Source organism: Williamsia sterculiae, assembly GCF_900156495.1.
Lineage (GTDB): Bacteria > Actinomycetota > Actinomycetes > Mycobacteriales > Mycobacteriaceae > Williamsia_B > Williamsia_B sterculiae.
The window spans coordinates 38,644-62,921 of record NZ_FTNT01000015.1 but is presented as its reverse complement, the minus strand read 5'-3'; the positions used below and the strand labels follow the sequence as shown (position 1 = coordinate 62,921).

General features: G+C 67.7%; 19 protein-coding genes and 1 riboswitch. Of the genes, 7 read left to right on the top strand and 12 right to left on the bottom strand.

The window, feature by feature from the left end:
* Positions 1-2: 2 nt before the first annotated feature.
* From BW971_RS19700 to metE, 7 genes are all read right to left on the bottom strand, one after another.
* The gene (locus BW971_RS19700) at positions 3-848 is read right to left on the bottom strand and encodes a DUF1684 domain-containing protein (protein ID WP_076482780.1); all 846 of its coding nucleotides are present in this window, start codon (positions 846-848) and stop codon (positions 3-5) included.
* A gap of 63 nt (positions 849-911) precedes the next feature.
* Positions 912-2,207: an NtaA/DmoA family FMN-dependent monooxygenase gene (locus BW971_RS19695; protein ID WP_076482779.1), complete on the bottom strand. Its 1,296-nt coding sequence runs from the start codon at positions 2,205-2,207 to the stop codon at positions 912-914.
* Positions 2,208-2,232: 25 nt separating this feature from the next.
* A complete protein-coding gene (locus tag BW971_RS19690) occupies positions 2,233-3,831 on the bottom strand; it encodes a dipeptide ABC transporter ATP-binding protein (protein ID WP_076482778.1) in 1,599 nt (532 codons plus the stop codon).
* Positions 3,828-4,715 (bottom strand): ABC transporter permease, encoded by an 888-nt coding sequence (locus BW971_RS19685; RefSeq protein ID WP_076482777.1) that lies wholly within the window; start codon positions 4,713-4,715, stop codon positions 3,828-3,830. Before BW971_RS19685 ends, BW971_RS19690 begins: the two co-directional genes overlap by 4 nt.
* A complete protein-coding gene (locus BW971_RS19680) occupies positions 4,708-5,712 on the bottom strand; it encodes an ABC transporter permease (RefSeq protein WP_076482776.1) in 1,005 nt (334 codons plus the stop codon). Before BW971_RS19680 ends, BW971_RS19685 begins: the two co-directional genes overlap by 8 nt.
* A 3-nt stretch (positions 5,713-5,715) precedes the next feature.
* Complete coding sequence (locus BW971_RS19675) at positions 5,716-7,395, bottom strand: ABC transporter substrate-binding protein (protein WP_083710452.1); 1,680 nt, start codon at positions 7,393-7,395, stop codon at positions 5,716-5,718.
* A gap of 179 nt (positions 7,396-7,574) precedes the next feature.
* Positions 7,575-9,836, bottom strand: coding sequence for a 5-methyltetrahydropteroyltriglutamate--homocysteine S-methyltransferase (gene metE, locus BW971_RS19670; RefSeq protein ID WP_076482814.1), 2,262 nt, complete (start codon positions 9,834-9,836; stop codon positions 7,575-7,577).
* Between the two features lie 130 nt (positions 9,837-9,966).
* Positions 9,967-10,173: riboswitch (cobalamin riboswitch) on the bottom strand.
* Between the two features lie 264 nt (positions 10,174-10,437).
* On the opposite strand from metE, the gene BW971_RS19665 reads away from it, so the two are divergent.
* The 4 genes from BW971_RS19665 (at position 10,438) to BW971_RS19650 (ending at position 14,544) form a co-directional block, all read left to right on the top strand.
* The gene (locus BW971_RS19665; protein WP_076482775.1) at positions 10,438-11,319 is read left to right on the top strand and encodes a MetQ/NlpA family ABC transporter substrate-binding protein; all 882 of its coding nucleotides are present in this window, start codon (positions 10,438-10,440) and stop codon (positions 11,317-11,319) included.
* Positions 11,312-12,415 (top strand): methionine ABC transporter ATP-binding protein, encoded by a 1,104-nt coding sequence (locus BW971_RS19660; protein ID WP_407701241.1) that lies wholly within the window; start codon positions 11,312-11,314, stop codon positions 12,413-12,415. The genes BW971_RS19665 and BW971_RS19660 overlap by 8 nt, the downstream gene beginning before the upstream one ends.
* A 3-nt stretch (positions 12,416-12,418) precedes the next feature.
* On the top strand, positions 12,419-13,090 hold the full coding sequence (locus BW971_RS19655) for a methionine ABC transporter permease (protein ID WP_234974512.1): 672 nt from the start codon (positions 12,419-12,421) through the stop codon (positions 13,088-13,090).
* A gap of 92 nt (positions 13,091-13,182) precedes the next feature.
* Complete coding sequence (locus BW971_RS19650; RefSeq protein WP_076482774.1) at positions 13,183-14,544, top strand: dicarboxylate/amino acid:cation symporter; 1,362 nt, start codon at positions 13,183-13,185, stop codon at positions 14,542-14,544.
* A gap of 6 nt (positions 14,545-14,550) precedes the next feature.
* On the opposite strand, the gene BW971_RS19645 is transcribed toward BW971_RS19650, so the two are convergent.
* The 3 genes from BW971_RS19645 to BW971_RS19640 form a co-directional block, all read right to left on the bottom strand.
* Positions 14,551-15,555: a YihY/virulence factor BrkB family protein gene (locus BW971_RS19645; RefSeq protein WP_327202029.1), complete on the bottom strand. Its 1,005-nt coding sequence runs from the start codon at positions 15,553-15,555 to the stop codon at positions 14,551-14,553.
* Positions 15,552-15,719, bottom strand: coding sequence for a hypothetical protein (locus BW971_RS21765; protein ID WP_200799484.1), 168 nt, complete (start codon positions 15,717-15,719; stop codon positions 15,552-15,554). The genes BW971_RS19645 and BW971_RS21765 overlap by 4 nt, the downstream gene beginning before the upstream one ends.
* 79 nt (positions 15,720-15,798) lie before the next feature.
* Positions 15,799-18,663 carry a DUF2232 domain-containing protein gene (locus tag BW971_RS19640; RefSeq protein WP_083710448.1) on the bottom strand — a complete coding sequence of 955 codons (2,865 nt, stop codon included), beginning with the start codon at positions 18,661-18,663 and terminating at the stop codon, positions 15,799-15,801.
* A gap of 133 nt (positions 18,664-18,796) precedes the next feature.
* Here BW971_RS19640 and BW971_RS19635 point away from each other — a divergent pair, with 133 nt between their 5' ends.
* On the top strand, positions 18,797-20,053 hold the full coding sequence (locus tag BW971_RS19635; RefSeq protein WP_076482772.1) for an alanine racemase: 1,257 nt from the start codon (positions 18,797-18,799) through the stop codon (positions 20,051-20,053).
* On the top strand, positions 20,041-21,357 hold the full coding sequence (locus BW971_RS19630; protein WP_407701240.1) for a D-arabinono-1,4-lactone oxidase: 1,317 nt from the start codon (positions 20,041-20,043) through the stop codon (positions 21,355-21,357). Before BW971_RS19635 ends, BW971_RS19630 begins: the two co-directional genes overlap by 13 nt.
* Here BW971_RS19630 and BW971_RS19625 read toward each other — a convergent pair.
* Both BW971_RS19625 and BW971_RS19620 read right to left on the bottom strand, forming a co-directional pair.
* A complete protein-coding gene (locus tag BW971_RS19625) occupies positions 21,330-22,592 on the bottom strand; it encodes an MFS transporter (protein WP_076482770.1) in 1,263 nt (420 codons plus the stop codon). The two genes, BW971_RS19630 and BW971_RS19625, sit on opposite strands and share 28 nt — an antisense overlap.
* Positions 22,579-23,211: a TetR/AcrR family transcriptional regulator gene (locus BW971_RS19620; RefSeq protein WP_083710466.1), complete on the bottom strand. Its 633-nt coding sequence runs from the start codon at positions 23,209-23,211 to the stop codon at positions 22,579-22,581. The genes BW971_RS19625 and BW971_RS19620 overlap by 14 nt, the downstream gene beginning before the upstream one ends.
* Positions 23,212-23,316: 105 nt before the next feature.
* Here BW971_RS19620 and BW971_RS19615 point away from each other — a divergent pair, with 105 nt between their 5' ends.
* Positions 23,317-24,249 (top strand): oxidoreductase, encoded by a 933-nt coding sequence (locus BW971_RS19615; protein WP_076482769.1) that lies wholly within the window; start codon positions 23,317-23,319, stop codon positions 24,247-24,249.
* Positions 24,250-24,278: the final 29 nt, after the last annotated feature.

Genomic DNA, 24,278 nt, shown 5'->3' with positions numbered 1-24,278 from the left:
CGTCAGCGGACGTCGGGAACGTACTGCCGGAGCGGCGTCTTCTCCCCCGCCTCGACGGCGACCGACAGTCTGTTCTCCGCGGGCGGTAGCGGGCAGGTGGCCAGCGCCGTGTACGCGCAGGGCAGGTTGGTTGCGCGGTTGAAGTCGACGACCACGCTGCCGTCGGCGCCGGGCGCGTCCACCGCGACGGACCGGTTGGCGGCGTAGGTGGTGACACCGGAGGTCGCGTCGGTGAACAACACCAACAGGCTGCCGGCGGCATGGCCGGGGAACGCCGTCAGACTCGTCGGCTGCCCGTCGAGTTCCACGTCGATCCGCCCCGGTGCGTCGTAGACGTGTTGCAGTCCGTCCACCGCCGCACCCACAGTGGTGGGTCGCGGCGCATCGAACCGCACATATCGGCCGGTGACCCGCCAGCGGGGATCCGGTGAGTACGCCGGTGTACCGGTGTACTCGGCACGCAGGGGGTGGTTCGGATGCCGGGGACGCACGATGTCGTGTCCGCCGCGTCTTGCGACTTCAATGGCGGTGTCACCCCAGCCCGCGACCACACCCCCACGCTCAGGGATCGGGCCGAAACGGTGTTCGCCGGTCACCGTCGATCCGTCGATGTCCAATGTGTCACCGTCGTCCAACACCGCCACGGGGCCATCGGGCCCTGTGGACCACACGCCGGGGATACCCGTATACCGCTGCGGCGCATCGGTCAGCCAGTGCAGATGGGTGACCGCGAGGAATCCGTGCGGCTCCGCCCGACGGGTCTCGTGGTCGCGATGCCACTGCTCCCATTCGTCGGTGAAGACATCGGTGACGTCCGCGTCATGGCTGTGGGTCTCGGTGTGGGTCATGGTGTCCTTCGGATCGGTTCGGCCTGTTCGCCGAACGGTGGTGAAACTCGGTCAGCTGCTCGTCTACACGGGTGCGGGAACGGTCAGGCCCAGGTTCTCGCGCAGGGTTGCTCCGACGTAGTCGGGTTTGACGATGCCGCGGGCCCGCAGGATCGGCAGCAGTCCGTCGGCGATGTACTCGTGTTGGCGATCGTCGGCGATCCCGTTGAGAGACAACACATCGAGCACACCGGCTCGGAATCGCTCCTCGATCGCATCGGCGAGTTGTTCGGGTGTGCCCGACACCGTCCAGTGCCCGGTGTCCTGCGCGGCGATGACGAGGTCTCGCAGCGTGGCCCCCTTGCGGACGTACTCGCTGAACACCTCAACTCGTCCACGACGTCGGTTGATGGTGGTCACGTCGGGCAGCAGGCTCTCGGGTAGTGGTGCGTCGAGCGCGGCCTCGGAGAGGTCGACACCCCCACCGAGCATGTCGGCGACGAGGCCACGACCCCGCTCGAAGTCGATCGCCTCGCGTTTGTCGCGCACGGCCCGCTGCGCATCTTCCTCCGTCGCTCCGAAGGTGGCGTGGAAGGAGCTGAAGATCAGCGGGAGACCTGCCGGCCTGCCGAGTGCGGTGGCCTGCGTGCGTATCCGGCGGGTGTAGTCGTGGGCCATTTCGAGGGTGGGCAGCGACGTGAACACCACTTCGGCATAGCGTGCACCGAGGGCGACCCCCGCTTCGGACTGTCCCGCCTGGATCTGCACCGGGCGACCCTGCGGCAGCGGTGGGATGTTCAGGGGCCCGGCGACGGTGAAGTGTTCGCCGTGATGATCGATCGGCTGTACGCGACTCGGGTCGAGGACGGCACGACCATCCGGCCCGCGGGTCAGCGCACCGGGTTTCCAGCTGTCCCACAGCGCGTTCACCACCTCCAGGCTCTCGGCGGCCCGCGCGTACCTTTCCTCGGGGCTGGGCAGCTCACCGGGGCCGAAGTTCTGCTCGCCGATCGCCGACGTCACCAGGTTCCAGGCCGCCCGTCCGTTGCTCACGTGGTCGAGGGTGCCGAACAGGCGAGCCAGGTTGAACGGGTGGTGAAATGTGGTGGAGACCGTGGCCACGAGTCCCACGTGTTCGGTCATCTGGCTCAGCGCCGCGACGAAGATCATCGGCTCCTGCGAACCGATCTCTCCTTGCGCACCGAAGGTCAACAGGTCCGCGGTGAACAACGCGTCTATGCGTGCCGCCTCGGCTCGCCGCGCCACCGTGAGCGCCGTGTCAAGGGTGGATCGAGTGGGGTCGATGGCCAGATCGTAGGTACCCGGCCGCCCCCCGGCGCCGGTGATCGTGGCCAGCGTGCGTTCGCGTACCGCGGTCACGTCGCGTCTCCGCCCTGGTCGCCGGTCATCGATGATCACCGGCGAACGTACCGGTGGGGATGGCCGCCAGCAGCTCGCGGGTGTAGGTGTGTTGCGGGTTGTCGAATACGTCAGTGGTGGCGCCGATCTCGACGATGCGCCCGGCCGACATGACCGCGACGACGTCGCTGATCTGGCGGACCACCGCGAGGTCGTGCGAGATGAAGAGGTAGGCCAGACCAAGGTCGCGTTGCAGCCGGTCGAGCAGATCCAGGATGGTCGCCTGCACGGAGACGTCCAGCGCCGACACCGGTTCGTCGAGGACCACCAGGTCCGGTTCCACCGCCAGGGCGCGAGCGATGGCCACCCGTTGCCGTTGTCCACCGGACAGTTCCGCCGGTCGCCTGTTCGCGGTGTCGGCGGGCAGCGAGACCTGTTCCAGCAGTTCACCGACCCGCGCACGCCTGCTCGACCGGTCACCGATCCTGTGCGCACGCAACGGTTCTTCGACGATGTCGGCTATGCGCAGCGAAGGGTTCAGCGACAGGTAGGGGTTCTGGTGCACGAACTGCACCCGGCGGCGGAAGTCGCGCAGCGATGCGCCCCGCAACCGACCGATGTCGCTGCCGTCGAGTGTCACCGTTCCCGCCGTCGGGGTCTCCAAGCGCACCGCGATCCGGGCGGTGGTCGACTTGCCGGACCCACTCTCACCGACGAGCGACACCGTCTGTCCCGCGGCGACGTCCAGGGAAACGCGATCGACGGCCGTGTTCTGCGCATCACCGCCCAAGCGGAAGTTCTTGCCGACGTCACGCAGCGTCAACAATGTCGGGCCATCGGGCGTCGGGCGTGCGACACGGGTGACCGGACGATTCAGACTCGGCGCGGCAGCGAGCAACCGGCGCGTGTAGTCGTGCTGCGGTTCGTCCAGCACCTGTCGGGTGGGACCGGTCTCCACCACCACCCCATGCTGCATCACCGCGATGCGGTCGGCGCGTTCGGCGGCGACCGCGAGGTCGTGGGTGATGAACAGCACCGCTGCCCCGGCCTCCCGGACCCGCGTCTCCAACAGATCGAGGATCCGTCGCTGCACCGTGACGTCCAATGCGCTGGTCGGTTCGTCCGCGATCACCAGTTCGGGTGAACACGCCAGCGCGATGCCGATGAGCACCCGCTGCCGTTGCCCACCCGAGAGTTCCTGAGGTCGTTGACGCGCGCGCACCTCGGGCCGGTCGACTCCCACCTCGCGCAGGATCTGTACGGCCCGCGACGCCGCGGTCCGCCGGTCGGCACGTCCGTGTAGGCGCAGGATCTCGGCGATCTGATCACCGATTCGCCGTACCGGATTCAGCGACGACGTCGGGTCCTGCGGTACCACGCCGACGCGCGCACCCCGGATCTTCTGCAGCAACCGCTCCGGTGCACGGTCAAGGCGCTCGTCGTCCAACCGGACCGCACCGCCGGTGATTTGCCCACCCGACGGCAACAACCCCACCACCGACTGGGCGATGGTCGTCTTCCCGGAACCGGATTCGCCGACCAGGGCCAACACCTCACCGGACCGCACGCTCAGACTCACCCCGTGTACGACCTCCCGATCGCCATAACGAACATGCAGATCGTCGATCGTCAGCAGGTCGGTCATCGCCGCCGTCCCTCCAGTGCGTGGCCCACCCGATGAGCGCTCACCACCACCGCGACGATGACGAGGCCCGGCAACGTGGTCAACCACCACGCCGTGGCCAGGAAGTTGCGGCCGTCGGACACCAGGGATCCCCACTCCGGTGTCGGTGGCTTCGCCCCGAAACCGAGAAAGCTCAACGCGGACACCGCGAGAACCGCCATGCCGAACTGCACGGCGGCCAAGGCCACCACCGGGCCGTAGGAATTACGCAAGATGTGACGGAACAGCACCACGTACCATCGCGATCCACCTGCGATGGCCGCTTCCACGTACGGTGCGCGGCGCACGCGTAGCACTTCCGACCGCATCACGCGTGCAAAGCCGGCGACCATGGTCACACCGACCGCGATCGCGACGTTGATGGTGCCGAAACCCAGTGCGGTGACCAGAGCGAGGGAGAGCAGTAGCACCGGAATCGACAGCAGCACGTCGACGCACCGCATGAGCACCGAGTCGATCACGCCACCGACGGAGCCGGCGAGCAGACCGAGGATCGCACCCGCCACGAAGGCGATACCGACGGCCAACAGTGTTGCGCTGAGCGACAGCTGGGCGCCGTGCACCACGCGGGTGTACACGTCACGCCCGATGTTGTCGGTACCGAACCAGTGTGCCGCGCTGGGTGCCTGCAGTTTATCGGCAGGCACCCCCGACAAGGGGTCACCGTGGGCAAATACCGACGGTACGATCGCCCAGGCCAGTGCGACCACCACCACCACGACGGACAACCCGAGCGTCAGATGCCTGCCGTACCCGAGTACCCGACGCAACCGCGACGACGTGGATGCATCGGTGGCGTCGGCCATTCGGACGTCCGGCGCATGGACGAGCAGAGAATCAGACATGGGCGGCCACCACCGCCTCGTCGGTGGGTGACGCGGCCGGGCGCTTGCGCCGACCGATGCGTGTGCCCTCCACGATCCGCGGGTCGATCAGCGGATACACGACATCGACTGCCAGGGTGACCAGCACATAGATCAAGGACGTCAACACCACGATCCCCTGCACCACCGGGATGTCCTGGGCCAGCACCGACGTCTGGGTCAGCCGCCCTACGCCGGCCCTGGCGAACACCGTCTCCACCACCACCGAACCCGCCAGGAGCTCGCCGACCAACACACCAGCGATGGTCAGTGCGGGTACCACCGCCAACCGGATCACGTGGCGGGTCTGGATGTACCACCGCGACGCGCCCTTGGCCGTGGCCACGTCGACGAACGGTTCGCGCCAGGTGCTGGTCAGCGAGGTCGCCAGCACCTGCGCGATCACCGCTCCGGTCGGGATCGACAGAGTGATGGCGGGCAACACGAGGGCGGCGGCGGTGCGATCACCGAAGGCGGGGAACACCGGCAGGCCGAAGGAGAAGAACTGCAGCAGGACGAGTCCCATCCAGAACGTGGGGACGGCGACACCCAGCGGGGGTAACGACAACAGCAGAGTGCGCAACCACCGCAGCCGGGTGTAGACGGCGGTGAACGCCAGGGTCGATCCACCGACGACGGCGAGGACGAGGGCGGTGCCGGCCAGCGCCAGCGTGCTGGGCACAGCGGCACCGATTGCGCCGACCACCGTCTGACCGGTGGAGATGGACCGACCGAAATCACCGACCACGGCATGGGTCAACGCAGTCCAGTACTGGTGCCAGATCGAGGTGTCCAACCCATACCGGGCACGCATCTCGGCGATCGCCCCCTGATCGACCGGCGTGCCCATACCGCCACCCTCCGCGGCCAGGCTGACCGGGTCCGACGGCAGCAGGTACAGCACCACGTAGGAGATGGTGAACGCAGCCCAGAGCACGACGACACCCTGGAACACCCGGATCAGCAGATACCGCGCCATGACTCAGTTCTTGCTCAACCAGGTGTCGTGGAACTGCAGCCGGGCCGAGGCATCGAAGCGAACACCATGGGCCTTGGGGCCGGCGCCGATCGCCTGTGACAACTCGATGGTCGGGACGTAGAAGCCGTTGTCCAGGAGCTGTTGCTGTGCGGTGGCCAGCAGTGCGTTGCGCTTGGTGGTGTCGACGGTGGCCAGCTCACCCGCGAAAGCCTGCTCCAGCGCCGGAATCGCGGCCGAATGGCTCAGGTTCCGCTGGGTGACCGAGAACAGCGAGCGCAGGATGTCACCATCGGCGCGAGTCACGTTCCCGTAGATCGAGTCGTAGTCCCCACTGTTCTGCCGCGCGGTGAACTCCGCATTCGAGGTCAGGTCCAGGGCCAGGTCGACCCCCACCTTCTTCAGCTGTTGCTGGACCAGCTCGAGGACGGCCTGATTGCCCGCGAACACCGCGCTGTACAGGACCGCGAATTTCAGCCGGGCGCCGTTCTTGACCCGGATACCGTCGGCGCCCGGCACCCATCCGGCGGCCTGCAACTGCGCCGCGGCCGCGCTCGCGTCGAAGCGCACCCCGGACAGCTTGGTGTATCCAGGGGTCTTGCTCGCCAGCACGCCGGTAGCCGGTTTGAAGTCCGGACCCAGCACCGTGTCGACGAGTTCCTGGCGATTGATTGCCGGGACCAGAGCCTTACGAACGGCGGGATCGACCAGGGGTCCGCGGGTCACATTCAACTGGAGGCCGAACGGAACCCCGGGGTTGGGCGTGGTGAGCACCGACCCACCCGCACCGGTGATCTGGGCCGCGTCCTGGGGCAGCGCGTCGCTGATCGTATCGAGTTGATCGGAGGCGATGCTCCCTGTCCGTACCCCCGACTCCGGGACCACGGTGAAGTCGATGCCGTCGAGGTAGGCCTCGCCGCTGTGCGCGAACGCCGGTGAACTCCATGTGTAACCAGTGCGCTTCTTCAGTTTCGCCGAGCGATCCTGCTGATAGTCGGTGTAGACGAACGGGCCGGATCCGATGACCGGGCCCTGGCAGCGTTGTTCGACCGTCTCGGCGTTGGTTTTGGCGGCCAGGATCCCCAACTGGGGGGTCGAGGAGGCCTGGAGGAACTGGGCGTTGGGGCCGGAGAAGCTGACCCGTGCGGTCAGCGGATCGACGACGGTGGTGCCGGTGTAACCGGACAGATAGCTCGCGCCGAGCGGCGCCTTGACCAGACCCAGGGTCTTGGTGATCGCATCGAAGGTCGAGCGCACCGCGGCGGCGTCGACCGGCGTTCCGTCGCTGAACGTGACCCCTGGCCGCAGGTGGAAAGTGAACTGCGTGGCGTCGGGGCTGACCTCCCACCGCTGCGCCAGCCACGGCACGATCGCACCGGTCTTGGGGTCCTGGTCCGTCAGCGAATCGACCACCTGCCGCGTGAGGTAGATGGTCTGGTTGGTCCCGGCCTGCGCCGGATCGGCGCAGGTGGGCGCCTGCGACAGTCCGTAGCGCAACGTACCACCGGTCTGCGGTGGACCGCTGTTGTCACCACCTCCGGCGCCGCCACCCCCACACGCCGACGCCACCAGCGCGACGCACAGGACGCTCACCGAGACCACCGTGGCTCGCAGCGATGGTCGGGTGGACGGCGTAACGGGGCGGGTCACAGCGGAGGTCTCCCGGTCAGCACACACGCCGTCCATTCAGACACGGACAATCCGTCCGGAGAAGGGTTTGACCCATGGTGACTGCAGGGGAATGGAGCCGCCGAGTGGCGCGGGGTGGCGTGATTCGCACCAGTTTCCACCGTTCGCCACGCCCACAGCGGATGTATATCGGCGAAACTGGTGCGAATCACGGCAGCGCTCCCACAGTGCGCGGACTACAGTTCGGCGCGCACCCGCTTCGCCGCGGCCACCAGGTTGTTCAGCGATTGCTCCACCTCGGCGGTCCCCCGGGTCTTGAGCCCGCAGTCCGGGTTCACCCAGAGACGCTGCACCGGCACCGCGTCGAGCGCCTCCCGCAGCGAGGTCGCGATCTCGTCGACGCTGGGCACGCGCGGGGAGTGGATGTCGTAGACACCCGGTCCCACGCCGAGATCGAAACCGATCGAGTTCAGGTCGTCGAGGACCTCCATATGCGAGCGGGCCGCCTCGATCGAGGTGACGTCGGCGTCCAGACCGGCGATGGCGCCGATCACCTCGCCGAATTCCGAGTAGCAGAGATGTGTGTGGATCTGCGTGGAGTCGGCGACACCCGAGGTGGCCAGGCGAAACGCCCCGACCGCCCAGTCGAGATATGCGGGCTGTTCGGCCGCGCGCAGCGGCAGCAGCTCACGCAACGCGGGCTCGTCGACCTGGATGATCCGGATCCCGGCCCCCTGCAGGTCCACCGTCTCGTCGCGGATGGCCAGAGCCACCTGGTCGGCCGAGTCGACCAACGGCTGGTCGTCGCGGACGAAGGACCACGCCAGGATGGTCACCGGGCCGGTGAGCATGCCCTTGACCGGCCGCCGGGTCAGCGACTGGGCGTAGGTGATCCAGTCGACCGTCATGGGTCGGGTGCGCTGAACATCGCCGAAGAGGATGGGCGGGCGCACGCACCGGCTGCCGTAGGACTGCACCCAGCCGTTGTCGGTGGCGACGAATCCGTCGAGCTGCTCGGCGAAGTACTGCACCATGTCGTTGCGCTCAGGCTCACCGTGCACCAGCACATCGATGTCCAGTTTTTCTTGCAACGCAACTACTTCCGAGATCTCGTCACGCATCCGACGGTCGTACTCGGCGGCATCGATCTCACCGCGGCGCAGCGCGGCGCGGGCCACCCGGATACGCGAGGTCTGCGGGTACGAACCGATGGTGGTGGTGGGTAACACCGGCAGATCCAGGTCGCGCTGTGCCACCCGGCGATCCTCTGGAGTTGCCCGGTGGACACCGGCTCGGCGCACCTGGTCCAGCCGCGCTCGCACGGTTCCGTCGTGCAGCCGGGGGTCTCCCGCGCGGGTGTCCCGGGCGGCGCGGGCGGCGGTGAACTCGCCCGCGACGCTGTCCCTACCGTCGGTCAAGGCGGTGGCCAGTGTTCGTATCTCCTGCACCTTCTCGCTGCCGAACGCCAGCCAGGAACGCAGCACGGCGTCGATGCCCGTCTCGGCGTCGAGGGTGTAGGGCACGTGCAGCAGAGAGCATGATGTCGACACGGCGACCGACCCCGCTGTTCCGAGCAGCGTGCCCAGGGTGGCCAGCGCCCCGTCGAGGTCGGTGCGCCAGATGTTGCGCCCGTCCACCACTCCCGCGACGACCACCTTGTCGCGCAGTGCCGACACCGTTGCCAGGGTGTCGGATCCGGCGACCAGATCGACGGCGATGCCCTCGACGTCGGTGCCCGCCAGCGCGGGCAGTGCGTCGCCGAGGCTGCCGAAGTACGACGCGACGAGGATCGACGGGCGGTCACTCTCACCTGCGAGCTGCTGGTAGACCCTTGCCGCGATGGCGATCTCGTCGGGCGTGCGATCGGCGACCAGCGCGGGTTCGTCGAGCTGCACCCACTCGGCTCCTGCCGCACGGAGCAGACGCAGCAGCTCTGCGTACAGCGGGACGAGTTCGTCGACACGATCGAGAAGGCGCGCGCCCGGTTCGACGGACTTGGAGAGCACCAGGAAGGTGATCGGCCCGATGACCACCGGCCGCGCCGGGACCCCGAGGGCCAACGCCTCCGCAACCTCGGTGAGGGGTTTGGTCGCGTCGAGGGAGAAGCTGGTCTGCGGGGTGATCTCGGGGACCAGATAGTGGTAGTTCGTGTCGAACCACTTGGTCATCTCCAGCGGTGCCACGGTCTCACTGCCGCGCGCGGCGGCGAAGTAGCGGTCCAGGGAGTCCTCGATGTCGGTCACCCGCTCGGGCAGAGCGCCCAGCAGCACAGCGGTGTCGAGCATCTGGTCGTAATACGAGAAGGTGTTGACCGGGATCGAGTCCAGTCCGGCCGCCGACTGTCCGGTCCAGGTGTCCTCGCGCAATCGTCTGGCGGTGTCGGCCAACGAGTCGGCGTCGACCCGGCCGGCCCAGTAGCCCTCGACGGCCTTCTTGAGTTCGCGATTCGGACCGATCCTCGGAGAGCCGAGAACCGTCGCGGTGAATGTGTTGGTCACGAGTGTTTCTCCACGGGTTCGCAGGTGATCCACCACCGGCAAACGGGTACATCTCGTCGGCCCGACGGTTGACCGCGCGGGCGAGAAGATCTACACGCCCATTCCCCGAGGCGGTGGATCGACGAGCACGGCGTGCACGACACAGACGGCAGGTCTTCGGACTCGCGGGCACCCCGATGACCTGCATCAGACCTACTGGCCGTCGCTTCCCAGGCGTGTTGCCCAGTGCATGTGACGGCGGTCGTTCCCACTCACCGCTGCGGGACAGTCCCGGATTCCCACCGGGTTCCCTCTCGCACCTCGGGGTGACCCGAGGTGCTTCGGCGTCCGTCACGGTGTTCGGGGCTCCTCACCACCATGGCGGACGGACCGACTGCGCTGCCAGCATAGCGCGGGGGCTGCCCGGTGTGGACCCGGTGGGCTTGCGCCCAAGGTGATCACAAGTCTTTCCCTCGCCATACCCGCACGTCGAGCGGGTGCTCACGCGTCTGAACCGGACAGCGGCACCGTCACGCCGATTCTGCCGTCTAGTCTTCCGTTCTGCCGTACATCGTCGGCAATCAGAAGTCCGGTGATCCCGGGCGGGCGAAGGGGTGTCGCAATGGGTTGGAAGAGGTTGGCTGTCGGTGCGATGGCGGCGCTGGCCGTGGTGAGCAGTGTCGCCGCGTGCGGCAGCGACTCCGGCGCAGACTCGAAGACCGTCAAGATCGGTGTGGCCGATGCCAGCGAATCGTACTGGCAGGTCTTCACCAAGAAGGCCGCCAGCGCGGGCATCACAGTCGACCTGGTCAATTTCACCGATTACAACCAGCCCAACCCTGCACTCGCCGAGGGCGAACTACAGCTCAACGAGTTCCAGCATCTGCTCTATCTCGCCACCTACAACCAAAAGAACAAGCAGTCGTTGGTCCCGATCGGCGCCACCGCGGTGTACCCCCTACCTCTGTACTCGACCAAGCATTCGGCCGTCGACCAGATCCCCCGCGGGGGCAAGGTGGTCATACCCAATGACCCCACCAACCAGGCACGTGGGTTGCTCGTGTTGAGGCAGGCCGGGCTCATCACCCTCCGTGGCGGCGGCAATGCCTTCGCGACGATCGCCGACATCGACAAGGGGGCTTCCAAGGTGTCGGTGACAGCGGTCGACGCCGCTCAGACCGCACAGAGTCTCGACTCGGCTGACGGCGCCATCGTCAACAACAACTACGCGACCGCCGCCAAACTCGGCGACGACAAGATCATCGCCAAAGACGATCCCAACAGTGACGCAGCGAAGCCTTACATCAACGTGTTCGTCGCCCGAGCAGCGGACAAGGACAACTCCACCTACCGCAAACTCGTGTCGATCTACCACGATCCTGAGGTCGAAACCGCCGTGAAAAAGTCATTGGGCAGCAACGGGATCCTGAAGAACAATGATCCCGCGGAGCTCCAGCAGCTGACCACCGATCTGCAGAAGCAGGTCGCCGCGCACGGTGGCTGATCGCGGCAGCTCCGCCGCCGCGATCTCGTTCCGCAACGCCACCAGGCGGTTCGGCGGACGGCGCAGGTTACGAGCCGGGCCGTTCGCACCCACCGCTGCGGTCGATGGCGTGGATCTCGAGATCGCAGCGGGCAGGATCACCGGGATCATCGGCTACTCCGGAGCAGGTAAGAGCACCCTGGTTCGGTTGATCAATGGACTGGAACGACCCGACGACGGTCATGTCATCGTCGATGGCACCGACATCAGCAACGTCGGCGAGCGACAGCTGCGTCGGATCCGGGGTGACATCGGGATGGTGTTCCAACAGTTCAGCCTCTTCTCGTCACGCACCGTTGCCGGCAACGTCGAGTTCCCTCTGCGCGTTGCAGGCGTGCCGAAGCGACAACGGGCTGCGCGGGTGAAGGAACTACTGGACTTCGTCGGGATCGGCGACAAGGCGAAGCATTATCCTCGTCGCCTGTCCGGAGGACAGAAGCAACGTGTCGGTATCGCTCGAGCCCTGGCGACATCACCGAAGATCCTGCTCGCCGACGAGGCCACCAGTGCGTTGGATCCGGACACCACCTCGGAAATCCTGACCTTGTTGCGACGAGTCAACCGCGAGTTGGGAACGACGATCGTGGTGATCACCCACGAGATGGATGTCATCCGCGACATCTGCGACCATGTCGCCGTTCTCGATCACGGACGCCTCATCGAACACGGTGACGTGTACGACGTGTTCGCGCGCCCGACATCGCCGATCACGCGAAGACTGGTCCGCGGAGCGGTCGGCGACATCCCGTCAGACGAGACCCTGGCCCGGTTGCGTACGCGTCACCCCGGGAAGTTCGTCACCGTGGCGATCAGGGATACCGGTAACGGCGAGAATCCGGCCGGCCAGGCTGTGACGGGTGGCGACGACGCCCTCGAACACTTCACCCGCGCCGGGGTCGACGTGGCCATCGTTTACGGCGGCATCGTCGAGCTCGCGCGGCGACCGTTCGGAGCCATCACCTTCGCGATGAGGGGCGATGACGATCGGATCGCTGAGGCGGTGTCGGGACTCCGGACCATCACCGAGGTGATCGAGCACGACGAGGCAGGTGTGTGACCCGTGTCCATCGGCGACATCATCACGCCCGAACTACGACCGCTGTTGTGGGACGCCGTGCTGCAGACCTTCCAGATGGTCGGCGTGACCCTGGTCATCGGCGGGTTCCTCGGATTGGCACTTGGTGCACTTCTGTATGCCACCCGCCCGGCCAACCTGTTGGCCAACCCCGTCATCTACACGGTGCTGAACGTGTTGGTGAACATCGTGCGGCCCATCCCGTTCATCATCTTCATCACGGCGATGGCTCCCGCGACCCGCGAGGTGGTGGGCACCCGCATCGGCACCCAGGCAGCAATTTTCCCGATGACGGTCATGGCGCTCTTCGTGATCGGCCGTGTGGTGGAACAGAACTTGGTGGCGGTCGATCCCGGCGTCGTCGAGGCTGCGCGCGCGATGGGGGCGGGGCGATTGCGGACTCTGATCACCGTCGTCATCCCAGAGGGGTTGGCACCGCTGATACTCGGGTACACCTTCATCTTCGTCGCCGTTGTGGACATGTCGGCGATGGCGGGTTACGTCGGTGGCGGTGGGCTCGGCGACTTCGCCCAGCAGTACGGGTACCAGCAGTTCAATTGGAAGCTCACCGTGGTGGTGATCGCGATGCTCGTGGTCATCGTGCAGGTGGGTCAATTCATCGGCAATGCCCTGGCCCGCCGTACCCTGCGTCGATGACGGTGTCGGCCGTAGATCGAATCTGGTTGGGCGCAAGCTTCTCTCACACGTCCTCGAGTCTAGGGTGAACAATTGTGACCAATACGGGTGAGATGGCGCGGGTCCGAAGCCGAGCTGGTTCCTTCGGGCTACAGATCGCCGCCGGATTGGTGGTCGGAGTTATCGTCGGGTTGATCGCGCGAGCATTACCCGATGGACGGGGTGGTGACCCCAACTGGCTGGTGGCGACCACCGACACCATCGGATCGAGTTACGTCAAACTTCTCACCGTGGCGGTGATCCCGCTGGTGTTCACTGCGATCGTGAGTTCGATCGCGAACCTGCGTCAGGTCGCCAACGCGGCCCGCCTCGCCCTGCAGACCCTGCTGTGGTTTGCCATCACCGCCCTGATCGCGGTGATCATCGGGATCGTGGTCGGCTTGATCGCCCAGCCCGGGCGCCACACCACAGTCGCGGCCGGCGCCGCGAAGGATCCGAGTCATCAGGGTGACTGGTGGGCATTCATCACCGGGTTGGTCCCGGACAACTTCTTCGCCCTGCACGCCAACACCGACATCGACGGCGGTTCCGCCGAGACCAGCCTGACGTTCAACGTGTTGCAGCTGCTCGTCATCTCGGCGGCCATCGGCATCGCCGCGCTCAAGGTCGGCGCGAAAGCGGAGCCGTTCCTACGTTTCAACGCATCACTGCTGGCCATCGTGCAGAAGGTCCTCTGGTGGATCATCCGTATCGCACCCATCGGTACCTCCGCACTGATCGCCCATGCCGTCGCCGCCTACGGCTGGACCGCCATCGGCGCCCTGGGGGTGTTCACCGGATCGGTGTACATCGGTCTGGCGGTGGTGTTCCTCGTCATCTACCCGACGATTGTCCGCGTCCACGGTCTCGGTGTACGGCAGTTCTATTCGGGTGTCTGGCCCGCCACCCAGTTGGGCTTTGTGTCGCGTTCATCGATCGGGGCGCTGCCGCTGACCGAGAGGGTGACCGAACGCAACCTCGGCGTCCCGCGCGAATACGCCTCGTTTGCCGTGCCACTCGGCGCGACCACCAAGATGGACGGCTGCGCGGCCGTGTACCCGGCCGTGGCGGCCATCTTCGTCTCGCAGTTCTACGGGATTCCACTGGGTTTCACCGATTACCTGTTGATTATCGTAGTTTCGGTGATCGGCTCGGCCGCGACGGCGGGGACCACCGGTGCGACCGTCATGCTGACATTGACCCTGTCCACCCTCGGATTGCCTCTGTCCGGGGTGGGACTGTTGCTGGCCGTCGAGCCGATCATCGACATGGGCCGTACCGCCGTCAATGTGACGGGTCAGGCGTTGGTGCCGACGATCGTGGCCCGACGCGAACGCATCCTGGATTTGTCGCTGTACAACGCGCCGCGCCAGGGTGTTCCGTTCACCGACGACGACGAGACCGTTGCCCCCGCGGACGTCCCTACGCCGGCGTGACCGGTGTCAACCGTCGGCGTTTTCGGTCGGTGAGCGCTTCTCGTCAACGGCTGCGGGTGCGTCGAATTCGACGGTGACCTCCTCGAAGCCCTTGGCGCGCTGTGCCTGCGCCTGGGTGGTGTACACACGCTCGTCACCAGCGGTGAGCCGGACGTTGTCGGTGAACGGGGTCAGCAGGGCCCGCGGATAGAGGTGATCGACACGGACCACGTTGATCTCCAAGCAGATCACGAAAGCCACGAATCCGAGGTAGAGGAAGGCGAGCAACCCGAGCACCACCGCGAACACGCTGTTGATCTCGGAGGCGTGTTTGATGACCCGCTCGACGTACACGGTGCCGAAGCGCTGCAGCAGTTGCCAGATGACAGCCGCCAACACCGAACCGAGCAGGGTGTCGATGATGCGCAGCTTGCGAGCGGTGGACAGCCGGAAGGCCGCGTCGAAACCGATGATGTTGATGACCAGCGCGCCGAGCATCGTGAACGCGCCGCCCACGCTGCCGACGACACCGCTCGACGACACCCACGAGCCGAGGATGGTCGCCGACAGCAGCGCGGTCCCGACGATCAGTAACAGGACGAAGCTCTTCACCCGCGACCGGATGGGGTCCGGACGACTGTTACGCGGTATCGCCCATGCGGTGTTGCAGGCGTTCTGGACGGCCTGCCCCACCCCGAGTCCACCGTAGAGAGCGCCGAGGATTCCGATCACCACACCGGCGGTGCCGCCGCTCAGTTGCCCCGGACGCGTGAGTTGTTGTCCGATGACCGGGAACTCCGACAGCGTGGAATCGACCAGTTTCTGCTGCAGTCCGGGGTCGCCGGCCAGAACGATGCCGGAGATCGTGGTCAGCAGCAACAGCGCCGGGAAGAGCGAGACGAAGGCGTAGTACGTCAGCAGCGCCGCGAGCAGGCCACCCTGGTCGTCGACGAACTTGTAGGCGACGGCCAAGGGGAATCCCAGTACCGGATGCCGTCGCTGCGCGGTGTCGAGCCGCGCGACCAGTGTCACCGGTCGGGGTGCTCGGCGCGGTCGGGGTGTGCGATCTCCGGCGCCACCTCCCGGGTGGCCATGCCGCCGACGCCACCGTGGTCGGCGGGACCCGGGTGGTCGTCGTCCTCGGAATTAGCGCGGCGGTCGACTTTCTCGTGATCGGCACTGTCGTGGTCGGCCATCTCGGTGCCGCCTTTCGCTGGTCGTGCGGCGGGACGATCCTCCGCCCCCGGAGATGATATCGCGGGGAATGCCGCTGTCTCAGATGATCGCGATCCCGACCACCAGTACCGCGACCACGATCATCCAGACCAGCGCGTCGGTCCACCGTGGATTGCGGTCGCGTCGGGACACCGCACCCACCCCGCCACGACTCTCCATCGACCGGGCCAGCTCGGCGGCGTTGCGGACCGCCAACGAGCACGCGATGGGCAGACACGAGGCCCACGCCGCCACCCGTGTGGCCAACGGCTGGGCCAGCTTGCCACGACGCTGCGCGACGGTCTGCAGGAGCACCCGGAAGTCGCTGATCATGAACAGGATCAGACGCAGCGCGACGGCGATCGCGGTCGCCGGAGCCTGCGCACGGATCCGCACCCGCGCCCCGATGTTCACCAGACGCTGCAGGAAGGCCGGGATCTCGACCATCGGGGTGGTCCAGCAGAACAGCAGCGACAGGTACAACGACAACACCGTGATGCACAACAAGAGGAGCCAGGTGAACACCCCGCCCATGCCCAGCCGGACCCCCGCGACGGTCAGGTAGGGCGAACCACCCCCGAGGGCGGTGAACACCCCGCCGGCCACCGCCACCAGCAACAACCACCACGGCAGCCGCGGCAGAGCAGACCGCGGGACCCGTCCTGCCACGGTCCATGCGGCCGCCACACCGGCCATGAGTCCGACGTTGGCCCAGGTGGGTTCGATACCGATCAGTAGTGCCATCGCGACGATGATGCCGACCTTGGTGCCCACCCACAGGCGCCGCGCGAAGGAGGTGCCCGGCAGGGTGCGCCCGACGAGGTTCGGCAACTGCGAACGCGTCCTGACGTCGCGGCGAAGCGGTCCGGTCCCTGGCTGCAGCGGCTGCAGTTCGACCACCCGGTCGGCGATGCTCTCCAACCCGGCCAGGTCGTGGGTGACCACCACGATGGTGGTACCCGCCGCCCTGAGCCGCGCCAACGCGGTCGCCATCGCCTGCCGCGAGGTGGCGTCGAGTCCCGACATCGGCTCGTCGAGGACGATGAGGGGCGGTCGCGCCGCGAGCAGGCCTGCCAGCGCGACGCGACGCTGCTGCCCCACACTCAACTCCCCGACACGGCGTTCGCCGAACACCACCGGGTCGAGACCTACCGCACGCATGGCGTCGTCGGCAGCGGTGGGCCGCAGCGAACCGGAGGCGTCGGCGATGTCGTCGCGGACCCGCGCCCGGACGAGCGACAACCGGGCGTACTGGTGACCGAGCAGCGCGCCACGGGTGTAGTTGCGGACCGGCGCACCGTCGAGGGTCACACGGCCCGACGTCGGGCTCTCCACTCCCGCCAGAATGCGCGCCAACGTGGACTTGCCCGCTCCGTTGGGCCCGACGACCAGCACGGTCTCCCCCGGCGCGATACGCATCGAGAAGCCGGAGAACACCGGCCTGTGCCAGGGTGTCCCGGCGTCGTGGGCGAAGGAGATGTCGTCGACCTCGACGCGACCACCGGTGAACCGCGGGATCGGTGGGGCGCTGATCCGGGCGGGCGCGTCGTCGTCACGGAAACCCAGGGTGGGTGCGGTCAGGGTCACCACCCGGTCCGCGTGCGCGATCTCCTCGGGGTGGTGGGTGACATGGACGACGGTCCGCGGGTGCGTGGAGTCGCCGATGAGCCGACGGTAGAGGGCAAGGACGTCCTCACGGCCGGCGCCGTCGAGCATCGCGGTGCTCTCGTCACTGATGATCAGCCGCGGGTCACGAACCAACGCGGCGGCGACCGCGAGTCGTTGCAGCTGCCCCCCGGACAGCCGAGCGGTCTCCGCGTCGGCCAGGCCGACCAGACCGACCGTGGCGAGCAGCTGCTCGATCCGCGCGTCGTCGACGGTCGCGTCACCCCAGGCCAGATCGTCGCCCGGCCGCATGCCCAGTACCCCGGTCTCCGGTCGCTGGCCGATCAGCGCGGTGCCGTGCGGGCGACCCAGACCGACCGCACCGGGGCGCACGACGGTACCCGCGGTGGGTGGATAACCCGCGATGACCGACGCCAACGTCGACTTGCCCGCACCGTTCTCACCCGCCACCGCGAGCAGTTCCGGCCGATCACCCACGTCGAGGTCGAGCGCCGTCAGCGCCGGGACAGTGGCACCCGGGTAGCGGACCGCGACGTCACGCAACCGCACCGGCACCGGGTCGACGGCCCGTCCGTCGTCGGGGAGCGCTGCCGCCTGTGACGGGTCACCGAGTCGTCGGGCCAGCGACATCACCGGTCGGCGGACGGCGTAGTACACGAGGAGACAGCCGAGGACCGCGCCGACCAGCATCAGGACCGTGATGGTGATCCACCAGCGATCCAGTGCGGTACGCAGGAGGTCGTCACCGGTCCGCGACACCTCGCCGAATCCGCCGTTGCGCAGGATGCGCGACGCCCCGCCCCAGCCGTTGCGGAACTGCTCGAAGAGGAATTCGCGGTAGTCGGAGAACACCGCCGCGACACCGACGAACCCGGCCGCGGCGGGAACTCCCACCCCCACCAGCGAGACACCGAACAAGGTGATCGGCGACCAGTGCCTGCGCAGCGCGACACCGGTGACGATGCCCATCACCGAGGCTCCGGCCACCATGTTGGCCGGCGTGTAACCCCCGAAGAGGAAGGCCACCACCACGCCGGTGACCGCACCCGTGAGGCTGACCCGGAACCGCCGACGGTGCGCGAGCAGCGCGAACGGCATGGTCGAGACCAGGATCGCGGCACCGGCGATGGGCAGCACCCTGCTCAGCACGCAGATGGCTGCGGCGACGTCGGCCAGCGCCGCGGCCTCCGCGATCTCCAGTGCGCCCACCCGACCTCGTGGTCGAGGCGTGGCGGTGCCCGCGGCAGGCGGCGGAGCGCCCCGCTCACGACTGTCGGGTCGGGTCGGCTGGGAGTGCATTGTCTCCAGAGTGCCAGGTCTGTCCGTTCCCACCGGGGGTCGTGCGGTTCCCACCCGCCGATCATGGGTCTCGGATAGCCTGAACTTGATCGTTCGATCAACTCAAGCGACAGCAACCGCGCAGGGGGTGCCGATGACGGACCGGACCTCGGCTCCGGATCTCTGGCGTGACGATCCGGACCGGTACTGGACAGGCCTCGACCGGGCGGTCACCCGCAGCGGGCTCGACGCCCCCGTCCTGGCCCTCGATCTCGCGGCACTCGACCACAACATCGCCGACCTACGCCGCCGCTCCAGCGGGGTCCCGTTGCGCATCGCGTCGAAGTCGGTCCGGGTGCGGTCGGTCATCGACCGTGTCCTGGGTCTGGACGGGTTCGGCGGTGTCCTCGCCTACGACCTGGCCGAGGCGCAGTGGTTGGCGACCGCGTCCGGCGTTCGCGACGTGCTCATGGGTTATCCCAGCGTGCGGCGATCAGCCATCGCCCGCCTGCTCGCCGACGAGGTCGCCACCCAACGGGTCACCCTGCTGGTCGATTCCGTGGACCATCTCGATGTGATCGACGCGGTGGCGCCACCCGGCCGTCGACCGGTGGTGCGCGTGGCCGTCGACCTCGACGCGTCCCTGCGGTTGTTCGGTCGCGTGCACCTCGGGGTGCGGCGGTCGCCGGTCCACCGGCGCGTGGACGCCGTCGCACTCGCCAGGCAGATCGTCGCCCGACCGGGTTTCGACCTCGTGGGTGTGATGTCGTACGAGGCGCAGGTGGCCGGGGTGACAAACGCCGTTCCCGGCCGCCGGATGATGAACGCCGCGGTGCGCTCGATGCAAGCCGCGTCGATGATCGAACTGCGCCGCCGGCGCGGCGCCGTCGTCGCCGCGCTCGGTGAACTCGCCGAACTGCAGATCGTCAACGCTGGTGGCACAGGGTCGGTGGAGGCGACGTCGCGGGACCGGGCGGTCACCGACATCGCCGTCGGCAGTGGCCTGTTCGGGGGTCACCTGTTCGACGGTTACGCCCGTTTCCGTCCGGCGCCGGCGTTGTCGTTCGGACTCGACGTCACCCGCATTCCCGGCCCGGGGTTGGTGACCTGCGCCGGCGGCGGCTGGATCGCGTCGGGTCCGCCCGCACGCGATCGCCTGCCACAGCCGGTGTGGCCGGCCGGTCTGGACTACGTCGACACCGAGGCCGCGGGCGAGGTACAGACCCCGTTACGAGGCAGCGCGACGTCGTCGCTGCGCATCGGTGACCGGGTCTGGTTCCGGCACACCAAATCCGGAGAGGTGTGCGAACGTGCGGACACTGTGGCCGTGATCGAGCGCGACGCGGACGGAGACGGTCGGGTCGGCGACACCGTGCCCACGTACCGCGGCGAGGGACGGTGTTTCCTGTGAACGACCGTCGGACATGGCGCAACTGGGGTCGCACCGAGGCCGCCACGCCGTCGTCGGTGTCCCGTCCTGGTAGCACGGAGGAGGTCGTCGAGCTCGTCGGCGAGGCTGCAACGACTGGCCGCCGCCTGCGGCCCGTGGGGTCGGGCCACAGCTTCTCGGGTATCGCGACGCCGGAGGACGTGCAGGTGGAGCTGTCTGATCTGCGAGGTCTGGTCGGTGTCGACGGGCACCTGGTGACCCTGCGTGGTGGTACCCGGCTGCACGAGATCCCCGGTCTACTCGCCCCACACGGTCTGGCCATGACCAATCTCGGCGACATCGACCGACAGACCATCGCCGGCGCCACCGGCACCGGCACCCATGGCACCGGGCTCCGATTCGGCGGGATCGCGACACAGATCGTCGGCGCCACACTCGTCGACGGCACCGGCCTCGTGCACACGGTACGACGCGGTGACCCCGACATGAATGCCATCGCGATCGGCCTCGGCGCACTGGGGATCGTCGTCGACCTCACCATCGAATGTGTCCCCGCATTCGGTCTGCGCGCCGAGCAGAGATCCGTCGGTATCGATGACGCCGTCGAGGCGTTTTCCGAGCGTGTCACCAGCACCGACCATCACGAGTTCTACTGGTTCCCGCACACCGGTACCGCGTTGACCAAGACCAATGTCCGTGTCCCCGCCGACACCCCGTTCTCCGGGCCCGGTCGGATTCGCCGCGTCTTCGACGACGAGGTGTTGAGCAACGGGTTGTTCGGCGCGCTGTGCGAACTCGGTGCCCGGGCACCGGGACTCGTTCCCGGCATCGGCAAGCTGGCGGGAGCTGCCTTGTCCGATCGCACGGTCACCGCGTCGTCGGCGGAGGTGTTCACGTCGCCGCGACGGGTCCGGTTCCGAGAGATGGAGTACGCGATCCCGCTCGACGAGATCCCCGCCGCGATGAGCGAAGTGCGTCGCATGATCGACGCACGTCGTCATCGGGTGAGCTTTCCGGTCGAGGTACGCGCGGCCGCCGCCGATGACCTGATGGTGTCCACCGCCGCCGGCCGCGTCAGTGGTTACGTTGCCGTGCACCGGTATCACCGGGATGACACCAGGGCGGCCGCGGCGTACTTCGCCGATGTCGAGGCGATCATGGTCGGCCACGGCGGGCGACCGCACTGGGGCAAGATGCACACCCGTGACGCCGCGTACCTGCGACGCGTCTACCCCCGCTTCGACGAGTTCCTCGCCGTCCGCGACCGGATGGATCCGCATCGCGTGTTCAGCAACCGCTATCTGCGGAGGGTGCTGGGCGACTGACCGTGTCGGCGACGGGTTTCGCCCCGGCGTAGCGGCAGCGTGAGGGCCGCCCCCAGTGTCGAGAGCGCCGCGGACGCCACGAACAGTGCGGTGAAATCGCCGGTCGCACTGACCAACAGCGCGCCGACCATCGGGCCACCCAACTGCGGTGCGGTCTGTACCGCGTTGACGATCGCCAGGTCACGCCCGTGCGCATCGGGAAAGGGCAGCAGATCGGTGCCCAGCGCGAGACCCGCCGTGGAGTACATGCCGTAACCGACGCCCGCGAGCACCCCACCCACGACGGTGACCGGAACCGTGGGGCCTGTGACGATCAGCACCGCCGCCAGTGCCTGTACGACTGCCGAGGTGACGACGTAGGGGACGCGCCTGCTGCCGCGATCGGTCGCGATCCCGGTGACCGCCGACGTGACGATCGCGGCCACCACGTAGACCACGGTCAACAGCAGCAGCGTGCGCTCTGCATCCGCGACCCGTAGACCATGCATCAGGAAGAACAGCAGCAGGGAGACGGCCAGCGCATTGCCCAGGTTGATGGTGAGTCTGCTGCCGAGGAACCACAGGAACGGCGCGTCGCGCAGCGACGACATGTCCCCGCGCACGCCTGTGCCGGACCCTGCGACGACGGGTGGTGCGGGATCGGGAAGTACTGCCGCACAGGTCCCCACGACGACGACGGAGGCGACTGCGAGCACCAGGTACCCCCCGCGCACCCCGAGATCGAGGGTCACGATCACGCCCATACCGACGATGAGCCCCACCGCCTGCGCCACCGAGACCGCGGCGGATGCGGCTCCGCGTTCGCCGCGTGTCAGCTGGTCGGCGATCAGCGCGAGGAGAGCACCGCTGAGGGTGCCGAATCCGGCGGAGGCGACCACCCAGGCGATAGCGACCGGGATCGGTGAGCTCACGAAGGCCAGCCCCAGCAGCCCGACCGCCGTGAACAACGTTCCGGCGAACGCGACCGGGCGGCGCCGATGCCCACCCGGCAGTCGATCGGAGATCCACCCCGCTGCCGGCCCCACGAGCAGGGTGCTGATGCCGCCGACCAGGAGAACCAGCCCGGTGTGCACCACACCCGCGACCCACCGGTCGGCGGCGTCGGAGGTGTTCAGTTGCAACGGCACGAGCAACTGAACTGGGATCAGCTGGGTGGCCCAGACGACGGTCCAGATCAGTGTGTAGATCGAGATCCACCGACGTCGCGACATTCCCACGTGGTCAGTGCTGTTCATCGGTGCCTGCCAGATAACCGGTCAGCAGGTCCACGGCACCGTCCAGGATCGCCTCGACACGGGCGCTGTCGCGGGTGTTCAGATGCGCCAGCGTGATGCCGTCGGTGAGGGCGACCGTGATCGGTGCCAACCGCTCACCGGGCACCGACCACCTCCGACCGGTGATCCGGGTCAACTCGTCGAGCAGGCGGATCACCACGTCGTCGTAACCGGCGTACAGCCGTGCCGACAGGAGCTCCAGTCCGGGTGTGCGACGCGCGTAGAGCGCGAGGGCGACCAATGCGTGCTCACGGTCGGGGTCGGCGACGAGGCTCTCGACGTAGGCGCCCAGAGCCGTTCGGATGAGAACCGACGCGTCGACGTCGGTCGTCTTGTCTATCTCGGCGAGGTCGTGGAGCCATCGGCCCATCGCGGCCAACTCCTGGGCGATCCCGTATTCGACGACGGCCTCGAGCAGGTCGTCACGCGAGTCGAACGCGTAGAAGAGACTGGACTGCGCCACACCTGCCTCGTCGGCTATACGACGGGTGGTCGCCGCCTCGACCCCGTCGGCGGCGATCACCCGCAACGCACTGACCACGGCCGCGTGACGACGCTCCTGCACACTCAGTCTCACCACGGGGCGCGCCTCTCCGTCGAAGTTGATCGACCGATCCACTGATGCGGATCGTATCCGCGGTCGAGCCATGGCACCGGACATCGCAGGGATACGGCGGGGCCGGTCATGTCCGGGCTCGCCTACGTGACCGGTCCCACCGTGGCAACATCAGTGGACGTGAATTCTGTTGCAGTGGTCGGGCCCGGCGCGATCGGCACCACGGTCGCGGCCGCGTTGTACGAATCCGGCGCCGCTCCACGCCTGTACGGGCGTACCGCGCGGGCTCGGCTGGAACTGCGCGCCGATGGCGAGCACGTGATCGTTCCCGGTCCGGTGGACACCGATCCCGCGGCGGTGACCCACCCCGCCGACATCGTCTTCCTCGCGGTGAAATCGACCCAGATCGATGCGGCGGCGGGGTGGCTGTCGACCCTGTGTCACCCGGAGACCGTCGTCTGCGTTCTGCAGAACGGTGTGGAGCAGGTGGCGATGGTGACGCCCTTGGTGGCCGGTTGCCCGGTGGTGCCGTCGGTGGTCTGGTTTCCGGCGCAGACACAACCGGACGGATCGGTGTGGCTGCGCGGCGCCGCTCGGTTGACGCTGCCCGACTCGTCGGCGTCGCAGATCGTCGCGGAGGCGCTGCGCGGATCGCGGTGCGCCGTCGAACTCGACGCCGACTTCACATCGGTGGCGTGGCGGAAACTGCTGCAGAACGCGGTCGCCGGGCTGATGGCGCTCAGTGGGCGCCGCGCGGGTGTGTTCCGCCGCGACGACATCGCTGCGCTGTCCCTGTCCTACCTGCACGAGTGTTTGGCAGTGGCTCGCGCGGAGGGGGCGACGCTGGGTGACACGGTGCCGCAGGAGATCGTCGACAGCTTTCGCGCCTATCCGACCGACATGGGGACGTCGATCCTCGCCGACCGCGAGGCCGGGCGCCCCCTCGAGTGGCGGATCCGCAACGACGTCATCGCGCGCCGCGGCCGGGAGCACGGAATACCCACGCCCATCAGTGATGTGGTGACCCCGCTGTTGGCGGCGGTCAGTGATGGACCGGGATGAAGGACGGAGCGGGATGAAGGACGGAGCGG

What these genes read in the sequence shown, in the direction of transcription:
- BW971_RS19700 (WP_076482780.1), bottom strand. Translation starts at nt 848, where the DNA reads ATGACCCACACCGAGACCCACAGCCATGACGCGGACGTCACCGATGTC.
- BW971_RS19690 (WP_076482778.1), bottom strand. Translation starts at nt 3,831, where the DNA reads ATGACCGACCTGCTGACGATCGACGATCTGCATGTTCGTTATGGCGAT.
- BW971_RS19685 (WP_076482777.1), bottom strand. Translation starts at nt 4,715, where the DNA reads ATGTCTGATTCTCTGCTCGTCCATGCGCCGGACGTCCGAATGGCCGAC.
- BW971_RS19680 (WP_076482776.1), bottom strand. Translation starts at nt 5,712, where the DNA reads ATGGCGCGGTATCTGCTGATCCGGGTGTTCCAGGGTGTCGTCGTGCTC.
- BW971_RS19675 (WP_083710452.1), bottom strand. Translation starts at nt 7,395, where the DNA reads ATGGACGGCGTGTGTGCTGACCGGGAGACCTCCGCTGTGACCCGCCCC.
- BW971_RS19665 (WP_076482775.1), top strand. Translation starts at nt 10,438, where the DNA reads ATGGGTTGGAAGAGGTTGGCTGTCGGTGCGATGGCGGCGCTGGCCGTG.
- BW971_RS19650 (WP_076482774.1), top strand. Translation starts at nt 13,183, where the DNA reads ATGGCGCGGGTCCGAAGCCGAGCTGGTTCCTTCGGGCTACAGATCGCC.
- BW971_RS21765 (WP_200799484.1), bottom strand. Translation starts at nt 15,719, where the DNA reads ATGGCCGACCACGACAGTGCCGATCACGAGAAAGTCGACCGCCGCGCT.
- BW971_RS19640 (WP_083710448.1), bottom strand. Translation starts at nt 18,663, where the DNA reads ATGCACTCCCAGCCGACCCGACCCGACAGTCGTGAGCGGGGCGCTCCG.
- BW971_RS19635 (WP_076482772.1), top strand. Translation starts at nt 18,797, where the DNA reads ATGACGGACCGGACCTCGGCTCCGGATCTCTGGCGTGACGATCCGGAC.
- BW971_RS19625 (WP_076482770.1), bottom strand. Translation starts at nt 22,592, where the DNA reads ATGAACAGCACTGACCACGTGGGAATGTCGCGACGTCGGTGGATCTCG.
- BW971_RS19615 (WP_076482769.1), top strand. Translation starts at nt 23,317, where the DNA reads ATGTCCGGGCTCGCCTACGTGACCGGTCCCACCGTGGCAACATCAGTG.